The sequence below is a fragment of the Leisingera aquaemixtae genome, assembly GCF_006740765.1.
Taxonomy (GTDB): domain Bacteria; phylum Pseudomonadota; class Alphaproteobacteria; order Rhodobacterales; family Rhodobacteraceae; genus Leisingera; species Leisingera aquaemixtae.
The window spans coordinates 3,439,192-3,450,437 of record NZ_CP041159.1; the positions used below are offsets into that span (position 1 = coordinate 3,439,192).

General features: G+C 62.2%; 12 protein-coding genes and 1 tRNA gene. 10 read left to right on the forward strand and 3 right to left on the reverse strand.

Features of this window, described 5'->3' with window-relative positions; translation table 11 throughout:
• Genes petA through R2C4_RS18575 form a run of 3 tightly spaced genes read left to right on the forward strand, consistent with a single transcriptional unit; the run spans position 1 to position 2,716 of the window.
• The gene (gene petA, locus R2C4_RS18565) at positions 1 to 561 is read left to right on the forward strand and encodes a ubiquinol-cytochrome c reductase iron-sulfur subunit (RefSeq protein ID WP_058287451.1); all 561 of its coding nucleotides are present in this window, start codon (positions 1 to 3) and stop codon (positions 559 to 561) included.
• A gap of 12 nt (positions 562 to 573) precedes the next feature.
• Positions 574 to 1,908 carry a cytochrome b gene (gene petB, locus R2C4_RS18570; RefSeq protein ID WP_141891737.1) on the forward strand — a complete coding sequence of 445 codons (1,335 nt, stop codon included), beginning with the start codon at positions 574 to 576 and terminating at the stop codon, positions 1,906 to 1,908.
• A gap of 19 nt (positions 1,909 to 1,927) precedes the next feature.
• Complete coding sequence (locus tag R2C4_RS18575; RefSeq protein ID WP_141891738.1) at positions 1,928 to 2,716, forward strand: cytochrome c1; 789 nt, start codon at positions 1,928 to 1,930, stop codon at positions 2,714 to 2,716.
• Positions 2,717 to 2,836: 120 nt separating this feature from the next.
• On the opposite strand, the gene R2C4_RS18580 is transcribed toward R2C4_RS18575, so the two are convergent.
• The 3 genes from R2C4_RS18580 to dapF all read right to left on the reverse strand — a co-directional run bounded on the left by R2C4_RS18580 (position 2,837) and on the right by dapF (position 5,568).
• Positions 2,837 to 3,274, reverse strand: a complete 438-nt coding sequence (locus R2C4_RS18580; RefSeq protein ID WP_058287453.1) for a glyoxalase superfamily protein — start codon at positions 3,272 to 3,274, stop codon at positions 2,837 to 2,839.
• Positions 3,275 to 3,466: 192 nt separating this feature from the next.
• The gene (gene mtaB / locus R2C4_RS18585; protein WP_141891739.1) at positions 3,467 to 4,729 is read right to left on the reverse strand and encodes a tRNA (N(6)-L-threonylcarbamoyladenosine(37)-C(2))-methylthiotransferase MtaB; all 1,263 of its coding nucleotides are present in this window, start codon (positions 4,727 to 4,729) and stop codon (positions 3,467 to 3,469) included.
• The gene (dapF, locus tag R2C4_RS18590) at positions 4,726 to 5,568 is read right to left on the reverse strand and encodes a diaminopimelate epimerase (RefSeq protein WP_141892131.1); all 843 of its coding nucleotides are present in this window, start codon (positions 5,566 to 5,568) and stop codon (positions 4,726 to 4,728) included. The genes mtaB and dapF overlap by 4 nt, the downstream gene beginning before the upstream one ends.
• Positions 5,569 to 5,755: 187 nt before the next feature.
• Between dapF and R2C4_RS18595 the strand changes: the two genes are divergently transcribed.
• From R2C4_RS18595 to R2C4_RS18620, 7 genes are all read left to right on the forward strand, one after another.
• A tRNA-Lys gene (locus R2C4_RS18595) sits at positions 5,756 to 5,831 on the forward strand.
• Positions 5,832 to 6,172: 341 nt separating this feature from the next.
• Positions 6,173 to 6,871: a fumarylacetoacetate hydrolase family protein gene (locus R2C4_RS18600; RefSeq protein ID WP_141891740.1), complete on the forward strand. Its 699-nt coding sequence runs from the start codon at positions 6,173 to 6,175 to the stop codon at positions 6,869 to 6,871.
• A 323-nt stretch (positions 6,872 to 7,194) separates the two neighbouring features.
• Positions 7,195 to 8,238, forward strand: coding sequence for a TRAP transporter substrate-binding protein (locus R2C4_RS18605; RefSeq protein WP_058287457.1), 1,044 nt, complete (start codon positions 7,195 to 7,197; stop codon positions 8,236 to 8,238).
• Positions 8,239 to 8,319: 81 nt separating this feature from the next.
• Positions 8,320 to 8,901, forward strand: coding sequence for a TRAP transporter small permease (locus R2C4_RS18610; RefSeq protein ID WP_141891741.1), 582 nt, complete (start codon positions 8,320 to 8,322; stop codon positions 8,899 to 8,901).
• Positions 8,898 to 10,403 carry a TRAP transporter large permease gene (locus R2C4_RS18615; RefSeq protein WP_141891743.1) on the forward strand — a complete coding sequence of 502 codons (1,506 nt, stop codon included), beginning with the start codon at positions 8,898 to 8,900 and terminating at the stop codon, positions 10,401 to 10,403. The genes R2C4_RS18610 and R2C4_RS18615 overlap by 4 nt, the downstream gene beginning before the upstream one ends.
• A gap of 150 nt (positions 10,404 to 10,553) precedes the next feature.
• Complete coding sequence (locus R2C4_RS21275; protein ID WP_167510273.1) at positions 10,554 to 10,730, forward strand: hypothetical protein; 177 nt, start codon at positions 10,554 to 10,556, stop codon at positions 10,728 to 10,730.
• Positions 10,731 to 10,817: 87 nt separating this feature from the next.
• On the forward strand, positions 10,818 to 11,246 hold the full coding sequence (locus R2C4_RS18620; protein WP_141891744.1) for an acyl-CoA thioesterase: 429 nt from the start codon (positions 10,818 to 10,820) through the stop codon (positions 11,244 to 11,246).

Genomic DNA, 11,246 nt, shown 5'->3' on the forward strand with positions numbered 1-11,246 from the left:
GTGTCCCACGCAGAAGACCACGAAGGAACCCGGAGAGATTTCCTCTACTACGCCACTGCCGGCGCCGGGGCAGTGACCGCGGGTGCCGCCGTATGGCCCCTGGTCAACCAGATGAACCCCTCCGCCGACGTGAAAGCGCTGTCCTCGATCCTGGTCGATGTCAGCGGCGTGGAAGTTGGCACGCAGATTTCGGTCATGTTCCTGGGCAAGCCGGTGTTCATCCGCCGCCGCACCCAGGAAGAGATCGAGGCGGCCCGCGAAGTGGAGCTGTCCGAGCTGATCGACCCGCGGTCGGAAAACGCCAACAAGCCGGGCACCGACGCGGCTGACGCGAACCGTACCCTGGACGAAACCGGCGAATGGCTGGTGATGATGGGTGTCTGCACCCACCTGGGCTGTGTGCCGCTGGGTGACGGCGCAGGCGAATTCAACGGCTGGTTCTGCCCGTGCCACGGGTCGCACTACGACACCGCCGGCCGGATCCGCAAAGGCCCGGCGCCTGAGAACCTGCACATTCCGCTGGCCGAGTTCACCGACGCCACCACCATCAAGCTGGGATAAGGAAACGCGCTCATGTCCGGTATTCCCCACGACCATTACGAGCCGAAGACAGGCGCAGAGAAGTGGCTGCACAGCCGCCTGCCCATCGTCGGCCTGATCTATGACACCATCATGATCCCCACCCCCAAGAACCTGAACTGGTGGTGGATCTGGGGCATCGTCCTGGCCTTCTGCCTGGCGCTGCAGATCGTCACCGGCATCGTCCTGGTGATGCATTACACCCCGCATGTCGACATGGCCTTTGCATCCGTTGAGCACATCATGCGCAACGTGAACGGCGGCCATATGCTGCGCTACCTTCACATGAACGGCGCCTCGCTGTTCTTTGTTGCCGTCTACATCCACATCTTCCGCGGCCTGTACTATGGCTCCTACAAGGCGCCCCGCGAGATCACCTGGATCGTCGGCATGCTGATCTACCTGATGATGATGGGCACCGCCTTCATGGGCTACGTGCTGCCGTGGGGCCAGATGTCCTTCTGGGGCGCCACCGTGATCACCGGCCTGTTCGGCGCCATCCCCTTCATCGGCGAACCGATCCAGACCTGGCTCCTGGGCGGGCCGGCGGTGGACAACGCCACCCTGAACCGCTTCTTCTCGCTGCACTACCTGCTGCCGTTCGTGATTGCGGCGCTGGTGATCGTGCACATCTGGGCCTTCCACACCACTGGCAACAACAACCCCACCGGCGTTGATGTCCGCAAGGGGTCCAAGGAAGAAGCCAAGAAAGACACCCTGCCGTTCTGGCCGTACTTCGTGATCAAGGACTTCCTGGGCCTGGCCGTTGTGCTGGTGATTTTCTGGGCAATTGTCGGCTTCATGCCGAACTACCTGGGCCACCCGGACAACTACATCGAAGCCAACCCGCTGGTGACGCCCGCGCACATCGTTCCGGAATGGTACTTCCTGCCGTTCTACGCGATCCTGCGTGCCTTCACCTCCGAAGTCTGGGTCGTGCAGTTTGCCTCCTTCATCACCGGCGGCATCGTGGATGCGAAGTTCTTTGGCGTGATCGCCATGTTCGGCGCGATCCTGGCGATGGCCCTGGCGCCCTGGCTGGACACCTCGCGCGTCCGTTCGGGCCGCTACCGCCCGATGTTCAAGTGGTGGTTCGCGCTGCTGGTGATCGACTTCTTTGCCCTGATGTGGCTGGGCGCGATGCCGGCGGAAGAGCCCTATGCGTCGTTCTCGCTGATCGCATCGGCCTATTGGTTCGGCTACTTCTTCGTGATCCTGCCGCTGCTGGGCGTGATCGAGAAGCCGCTGCCGCAACCGGCGACCATCGAAGAGGATTTCGAGGCCCACTACGGCAAGAAATCTTCTGCTGAAGCCACTCCTGCCGAGTAAGAAGAAGGAACACCTAGCAATGTTCAAGAAACTGGCAACCGGTGCCGCCTTCGCTCTGGCCCTGATCCCTGCTGCGTCTTTCGCAGCAGGCGGCGGCGAGCAGCACATCACCGACTACGACTTCTCGTTCGAGGGGCCGTTCGGCACCTATGACCGCAACCAGCTGCAGCGCGGCCTGCAGGTCTACACCGAAGTCTGCGCAGCCTGCCACGGTCTGAAGCTGGTGCCGATCCGCACCCTGTCGGACGAAGGCGGCCCGCAGATGCCCGAAGATCAGGTGCGCGCCTACGCAGCTGACAACTTCAGCGTCTACGATCCGGCACTGGACGAAGACCGCCCGGCCAAGCCGGTCGACAACTTCCCGGAGAACAACAACGCTGGCGCCCCGGACCTCAGCATGATGGCCAAGGCGCGTGCGGGCTTCCATGGCCCCTACGGCCTGGGCCTGAACCAGCTGTTCAAAGGCATGGGCGGTGCCGAATACATTGCCTCGCTGCTGGCTGGATACACTGGCGAGACGAAGGAAGAAGCAGGCACCACCTTCTATGAAAACACCGCCTTCCCGGGCGGCTGGATCTCGATGGCGCCGCCGCTGTCGGATGAGCAGGTGGAATTTGCCGACGGTCACGCCAATGACGTGGAGGCCATGTCGCAGGACGTCGCGGCTTTCCTGATGTGGACTGCCGAGCCCAAGATGATGGCCCGCAAGCAAGCCGGTTTTGTCGGCGTGCTGTTCCTGACCGTGCTGTCGGTGCTGCTGTACCTGACCAACAAGAAGCTGTGGGCGCCGGTCAAAGGCAAGGACTGAGTTCAGTTCCGCTGACTGTGTGAAGCATCAAACCCCCGCAAGCGCCGCTTGCGGGGGTTTTCCGTTTCCAAGGGGGAAAGCGCCCCGGGGAGACTTCGGGCCAGAAAAAAGCAGCGCGGCTCAGGCCAGCGGGCTGACCGTCAGATGCGGCAGCCCGTTGGAGGTTCTCTGCGGCGAGCGGTCGTCTGCATTGATGACCGCCGACACCCGCTGGCGCCAGGACGAGAAGCTGTCGAACTGAACCACGTCCACCGGCGTGTCGAAGTGCAGTGTGATCCGCCGGTGGCCGCTACTGCCGCAGGCCGCCAGCCCGTGAACATAGCCGGTGAAGGGCTGGCCGAGATAGCGCCCCTCGACCCGCATCCCCACCCGCAGTTCCGGCGCGTTCGAGGCGCGGGCGCTGAGCGTGTTCCAGTCGCGGAAGCCGTAGTAGTGGGCGATCCGCTCCAGGGCGGTGCTGTGGCTGATGGGCTGGCCCTGGGCCACGGAATGCTTGCGCAACAGCCGTGCTTCGGCCTTGAGCTGCGGCACGGGGGGCAGGGCAGAGTTAGTCTGCATGGATATACCTTTCGCAAAAGGGTGCATATGCCGTTGCAGACAGGGCTCGCGTTGCTGTCCGGGCGTGCACCCAGGCGTCAGGATAAACCTTGTCCGAATTTCACCATGGCCAGAGGCCGCGAGCGGCAGGTATCCGGGACCTGTGATGTGAGATTTAGCGGGAAATTCGGAGGAAGGCAATTCCCCGCAGCCTCAAGCCACCAGCTGGTTGCCTGCCACACCGGTAATCTCGGCCGTGACGATCCGGCCTTCTTCCTGCGGTGCGGCAAATGTCACCTCGGTGAACTGCTCGGTGCGGCCCATATGCGGGTTTTCCATCAGGATGCGGTGGGTCTTGCCGATCTGCGCAGCCAGGTGGCGCTCCACTTGCGCATCGCCGGCCGCACGCAGGCGGGCGGCGCGCTCCTTGATCACATTGCCGTTCACCTGGTTCGGGATTCTGGCGGCCGGGGTGCCTTCGCGCTTGGAATAGGGGAAGACGTGCAGCCAGGTCAGGCCGCAGTCGGTGACCAGCTTCAGCGAGTTCTCGAAATGGGCGTCGGATTCGGTCGGGAAGCCCGCGATGATATCGGCGCCAAAGGTCATCTCCGGGCGCAGGCGGCGGGCTTCCTCGCAAAACGCGATGGCGTCGTCGCGCAGGTGGCGGCGGGCCATGCGTTTCAGGATCAGGTCGTCGCCGTGTTGCAGCGACAGATGCAGGTGCGGCATCAGCCGCGGCTCGGTGGCGATGGCCTGCATCAGGTTCTCGTCCGCCTCGATCGAATCGATGGAGGAGATGCGCAGGCGCGGCAGGTCCGGCACCAGTTTCAGGATCCGCATCACAAGGTCGCCCAGGAGCGGCTGTGCGGGCAGATCGGCGCCCCAGGAGGTGAGGTCCACGCCCGTCAGAACCACCTCGTTGTAGCCCCTGTCCACCAGCCGCTTGATCTGGTCGATCACCACGCCAGCAGGGACCGATCGGGAGTTGCCGCGGCCGTAGGGGATGATGCAGAAGGTGCAGCGGTGGTCGCAGCCGTTCTGGACCTGCACATAGGCGCGGGAACGGGTGCCGAAACCGTCGATCAGATGGCCTGCGGTTTCGGTCACCGACATGATGTCGTCGACCTGGACCTTTTCCGTGGTGCCAATGAAATCCGGCCCCTTGGCGATCTGCTGCCAGGTTTCGGCCTGCATCTTTTCGGTGTTGCCGATGACGCGGGTGACCTCTTCCATCGCGGCAAAGGTTTCCGGCTCTGTCTGGGCGGCGCAGCCGGTCACGATGATCGGCGCCTCCGGATTTTCCCGGCGCAAGCGGCGGATCTCCTGGCGCGCCTTGCGCACGGCCTCCGCCGTCACCGCGCAGGTGTTCACCACCACGGCGTTCTCCAGGCCCGCCTGCTGGCTCAGCTCCTTCATCGCCTCGGTCTCATAGGCGTTCAGGCGGCAGCCAAGGGTGGTGAACTTGGGCACGCTCATGCCAGTGACTCCAGGAATTCACGGGTGAAGGTGCCGTCGAACACATGCATGGTCGGGCCGGTCATCCAGACGCCGTCCTCTGCCCAGTCGATCCACAGGGTGCCGCCATCGAGGTCGATCTGCACCTTGCGACCCGTCAGCCCGCGGCGGGCGGCCGCAACGGCTGTCGCGCAGGAGGAGGAGCCGGAAGCCAGAGTCACCCCCACACCGCGCTCCCACACGCGCATGCGGATGCGGTCGGGGCCGGTCACCTGGGCAACCTGCACATTGGTGCGCTGAGGGTAGAGCGGGTGGTGCTCATAACGGGGGCCGAATTCCTCCAAGGGGATAATTTCGGCGTCCTCGACAAAGAAGGTGCAATGGGGGTTGCCCATGCCGGTTGCCGTGGGGCCGCCCTCAATTGGCAATTCCAGCGTGTCAACTTTCTCGGCCAGGGGAATGTCCTGCCAGTCCAGCTGCGGCGCCCCCATGTTGACGGCGGTGAGCCCGTTGCCGGCGTCGCGGGCATAGAGGTCGCCGCGGTCCGTGGTCAGGTGCAGCTCCGGTTTGCCGGTTTCAAGAATCAGATGGCGGGCAATGCAGCGGGTGGCATTGCCGCAGGCGCCGGAGGTGGAACCGTCGGCGTTGTAGAAGGTCAGATGCGCATCGCCCTTGCCGCTTGTAATGACGGTCAGCTGGTCGAACCCGACGCCGAACTGGCGGTGGGCGATTCCCCTGGCCATTGCCGGGGTGATGGCAATGTCCTGCGCGCGCGCGTCGACAACGACAAAGTCGTTGCCCAGCCCGTGCATCTTCATGAAGGGGAGTGCGGTATCTGCGGAGGTGCTCATGGCGGGCATATAGACCCGGCGCAAAGATGAATCCAGCCTTCGGTTAGAAAAGTTGAAAAAAGGGGTTGACCCCCCGCGCTACTCCCCCTAGATACGCCGCCTATCGGGACAGTGAGACACACGCTGCCAAGCAGTTCCGAAGCGAAATAAGTGCTTGAACCTTTTGGAAAAAACACTTAGACCGCGACGAAGAAGTGGGCCGTTAGCTCAGTTGGTAGAGCAACTGACTTTTAATCAGTGGGTCGCAGGTTCGAATCCTGCACGGCTCACCACTTCCTCCCAAAACACCGCTGAAAACAAGTAAGATGTTGATCCCCTTCGGGGATTCTCTCGACCGTCCAGGCGAGGGGAAGAGCGTGTCGGGGGAGTTGCCAAACCTCTCCTGCCTTTGGGGCAAAATTCCGTGTGCCTGTGTTTAACACTTCCAGTCGCTTGCTGTGCTGGTGAACAGCCCGGCGCAAGGTTCCAAGACTTCCTGCGGAAACGCGGCAAAGGCGCCGCCGGTAAGCGCATGGATCAGGAATTTCAAATCTTTAGAAGCAGAAAGCAGGGTTTACAGGTCCGTTGTTTGGAGGTCTGACTAGGTGGAAGGCTATTCCAAAAGGATTTTCAGATGGGTGAGGTTCTGTTTGCACTGCCGGAGACGCCGGTGATTCCGGTTGCCGGGGAAGCTGCGGGCTATCCTGTAGGGCGGGTGTTTTGTGTCGGACGCAACTATGCGGCCCACGCCGCTGAGATGGGCAATGAAGTGGACCGGGAGGCGCCGTTCTATTTCACCAAGGCGGCCGCCAATGCGGTGTTGTCAGGTGCAGAAGTGCCCTATCCGCCGGGCACCGGGAACTTTCATCATGAGATGGAGTTGGCCGTGGCCATCGGCGCACCGGTGTTCCGGGCCTCTGCCGAGGAAGCACGGCAAGCGATCTTTGGCTACGGCTGTGCGCTGGATATGACCCGGCGGGATCTGCAGATCCGCGAGCGGCAAAAGCAGCGGCCCTGGGATCTGGGCAAGGATCTGGAGAACGGCACGGTCCTGGCGCCGCTGACCCGGGCGGCGGACTGGGGCGGGCCGGAAAAGCAGCGGATCTGGCTGGAGGTGAACGGGGAGATCCGGCAGGACGCCACGCTGGATGAGATGATCTGGTCCGTGAAGGAGATCATCTGCCATCTGTCCGGCTTTTACCACTTGCGGCCTGGAGACCTGATTCTGACCGGTACGCCTGCCGGTGTCGGGCCGGTGCAAAGCGGCGACCGGATGCATGGCGGAATTGACGGGCTGGCGCCGGTGGAGCTGTCCTTGACTGCTGCGGAATGACGCAAGGCGGGCGAGCGGATGTTTATTGTTGCTTTGCGCTGGCTTCAATATGTATCAATTTGAATGTGATTGCGGGGGGCTTCGTAACATATCAAGCGGAAAATCTGCCTGGGACAAAAGTCAGCAGGCGGATTTCATGAGTAGAAAATGCATAATCTGCTGTTGATGGTTACAAACGCACCTAATAGCAGAGAGGCAGCCGGTTCGTTAAACGAACCTTCGGCGGGGCTCTGACGGCAGAAACGGAAAGATAAACGCTGGATTCCGCAGCAAAGTTGCGAAGGCGGGAATCCGGTAAGGGATGAGGTCAAAGGGAGGACGATATGACCACTCGGAGAAAGCTACTGGGCGCCGTTGGCGCGGCAGCTGTCGCGGCATTCTGCGCGGCACCGGCATTTGCGCAGGAGGTGACGCTGAAACTTCACCAGTTCTTGCCGGCGCAGGCAAACGTGCCGAAACTGATCCTGGATGTCTGGGCGGACAACGTCGAGGAATCCTCTGGCGGGCGCATCAAGGTTGATCGCTTTCCGTCGATGCAGCTGGGCGGCAAGCCGCCAGAGCTGATGGACCAGGCCATTGACGGCGTCGCGGATATCGTCTGGACCGTGGTGGGCTATACCCCGGGCCGCTACCCCTCGACCGAGGTGTTCGAGCTTCCGTTCATGATGACCAATGCGCGGGCCGTGTCGCACGCCTATTGGGAAATGTTCGACAAGCACATGAAAGACACCGAGTTCAAGGATGTGAAAATCCTGGGCACCTGGGTGCATGGGCCGGGCATGATTCATACCGCCGATCCGGTGGAAACGCCGGAAGACCTGGAAGGCATGAAGATCCGCGGCGGCGGGCGTTCGGTCAACGCGCTGCTGACCGAGCTGGGCGCGACCCCGGTCGGGATGCCGGTTCCGGCGATTCCGGAAGGCCTGTCCAAGGGCGTGATCGACGGCACCACCATTCCGTGGGAAGTCACCGCGGCGCTGAAGGTTCCGGAACTGGTGGAAAACCACACCGAGTTCACTGGCAAGGCGCTATATACCCTGACCTTCGTTCTGGCGATGAACAAAGAAAAGTATGAGAGCCTGCCGGATGACCTGAAAAAGGCCATCGACGACAACTCCGGCCTGGAATTCTCGGTCTTTGCCGGCGGCACCCAGGCGGATTCCGACGGCCCCTCGCGCGAGATGGCGCTGGATCTGGGCAACAACGTGATCACCCTCGACGAAGAGCAAACCGCGGTCTGGCGTGAACGCGCGCAGCCGATCTATGACCAGTGGATCGCTGACATGAAGGAAAAGGGCCTCGATGGCGCTGCCCTGATCGAAGAAGCCAGCGCGCTGATCGAGAAATACACGCCGCAGTACCAGTAAGGCGTTTGTATTGATAAAAGTGAAGGGCCGCGCGGCATTGGCACTGCGGCCCTTTGCACACCGGAACAAGGCAACTTAACCATGCACAAGCTCATGATGCGGCTGGCCAAATCAATGGCCTACCTGGGCGGTGCGGTCCTCACTCTTCTGATCATTCTGACATGTGTTTCGATCGCTGGGCGCCTGCTCAACGGTTTCTTCCATGGCGATTTGATGGAGCGGATCGCGCCAGGGTTTTCAAATTGGATGACGGGCTGGGTCGGGCCAGTGAACGGCGACTTTGAACTGGTCGAGGCCGGGGTGGCGTTTGCCATCTTCGCCTTCCTGCCATTGTGTCAGATCACTGCTGGCCATGCGTCGGTTGATGTGGTGGCCGATGCCTTCCCGCGCGGCGTGAAGCGGTTTCTGCGGATGGTTACCGAAGTGGTCTTCGCCGCGGTGCTGGTTCTGATTGCCTGGCGGCTGGGGGCAGGGCTTGCCGGTAAATACACCAATGGCGAAACCTCCTTCCTGCTCGAGTTTCCGGTTTGGTGGGCCTACGCCATCAGCCTGGTGGCGGCCGTCGTGGCAGCCATCGTGGGCATCTACATGGGTGCAATCCGCACCATCGAATTTTTTACCGGCCGGATCCTGGTCTGGGACGGCGTGGAGGGTGAACAGTGACGGCTCTTGAAATTGGCATCGCCTCCTTCCCGGTTCTGATGCTGCTGATCTTTCTGCGGGTTCCGATCGGGCTTTCGATGTTTCTGGTCGGCCTTGGCGGGCTGATCTGGGTCACGGATGGCACCCAGGTCGCCTTCGGGCGGCTGAAAAGCGAGACCTATACCACCTTCTCCTCCTATTCGCTGACCATAGTGCCGATGTTCCTGCTGATGGGGCACTTTGCAACGCTGGGCGGCATGTCCACTGCGCTGTTCAAAGCGGCTGAAGGGTTTTTGGGCCACCGCAAGGGCGGTGTCGCGATGGCGGCCATCGGCGCCTGTGCCGGCTTTGGCGCGATCTGCGGCTCGTCTCTGGCGACCGCAGCCACCATGGGCCGGGTGGCGCTGCCCGAGCTGAAGCAATACGGCTATGCCGGCGGCTTTTCCACCGCCACACTGGCAGCCGGCGGCACGCTGGGCATTCTGATCCCGCCTTCGGTGGTGCTGGTGATCTATGCGATCCTGACGGAACAGAACATCGCCAAGCTGTTTCTGTCGGCCTTCATCCCGGGCCTGCTGGCGGCACTAGGTTATGTGGTTGCGATTTCCATTTATGTGCGCCTGTTCCCGGAAAGCGCGGGCACCCGCCCGCCGGTTCCGATGCGCGACCGTTTTGCCGCGCTGTTCCATGTCTGGCCGGTGCTGCTGGTGTTCGGCCTTGTTGTCGGCGGTATTTACCTGGGCTGGTTCACCCCGACCGAGGGCGCGGCCGTGGGGGCCTTTGGCACCGGGTTTATTGCCTGGACCAATGGCGGGCTGACCCGCGATACGCTTGCCGACAGCTTCCTGGTGACGGCGCGCTCCACCGCGATGATCTTTTTCATTGTGCTGGGTGCGGGATTCTACAACGGCTTCCTGGCGCTGACCAAGGTGCCGCAGGAGCTGGCCGACTTCGTCGTGAGCCAGGGTCTCAGCCCCTGGATGGTTCTGGCGCTGATCCTTGCCTTCTATCTGGTGTTCGGCTGCCTGATGGATTCGCTGTCGATGATCCTGCTGACGATCCCGATCTTCTTCCCGGTGATCTCTGCCATGGACTTTGGCTTGCTGTCGCTGCCCGCGATGCAGGCGGATGCCGCGATGGAGGTGCTGAAGGCCGGTGTCCCTGAGGGGATGGGGGCAGAGATGCTTGCCTCGATACAGGATGCAATTGCCACCGGGGCTGAACTGACCCGGGAGCAAATGAAGGAACTGGGCATCCGGGTGACCGAAGGCCGGGTGAACCGGATTGAGGCGGAATATGTCGCGATCTGGTTCGGTGTGCTGGTGCTGATCGTGGTGGAGGTTGGCCTGATCACCCCGCCGGTTGGCATGAACCTGTTCATCATCAACGCGATGGACCGCAAGACCAAGATGATCGACACCTATAAGGCGGTCATGTTCTTTGTCGCCTCCGACCTGATCCGGGTGGTCATCCTGGTGGCCTTCCCGATCATCACGCTGCTGCCGCTGATGCTGATGCAGTAAAGCGTTGCCCTCTCCCGTCTCGCGCGGGGGAGGGTCTGCGGCCAGCCGGTCTCAAGATGGAAATATTTTGTGACACCGGTCTGGATTGACCAGACTCACCTTTTGGGGTCCGCTGATCCTGTCCGTCACCACACACAGGGGAGACCAGCCATGCCCATCAGCCGCAGCAAATCCGACGCGCCGAGGGTCAAGGCGCTGTCCGCCAAGGTTTCGGGGCTGCAAGGACCCTGTCTGGGCTGCACCAACTGCGTTGGATTGTGCGAGGCGCTGATTGATGCGCTGGTGCTCCCGGATCTGGTCCTGAGCCGCAAGCGCGGCGGTTCGTGACGCAGCGGTGCCGGCGGCCTTTGCCGTTTACTATCTCAAACCCGCGCCGGTAGGATGCGCCTGCAGAAACGGTCGGGGCGGCATAACATGGCAGGGCAAAACACTTTCGTTCACGAAATCCGCGTCGGCTGGGGCGACTGCGACCCGGCGCGGATTGCCTATACCGGACGGCTGCCTGCCTTTGCGCTGGAAGCGATCGACGCCTGGTGGGAGCATCACCTGGACGGTGACGGCTGGTACCAGATGGAACTGGACCGGGGCACCGGCACGCCGTTTGTGCACATGAGCATCGACTTCCGGTCTCCGGTCACGCCCCGGCACCGGCTGATGTGCGAGGTCTGGCCGGCGGCTTTGGGCAGCAAGTCGGTGACTTTCCGGGTCAATGCGCGGCAGGACGGCGTTCTGTGTTTCGAAGGCAAATTCGTCTGCGTCTTCATCGCGCCCGACACCTTCACGGCCAAACCGGCACCCGGCGACTACCGTGCCGTGATCGAGGCGCAGCTGCGGCCGGAATGA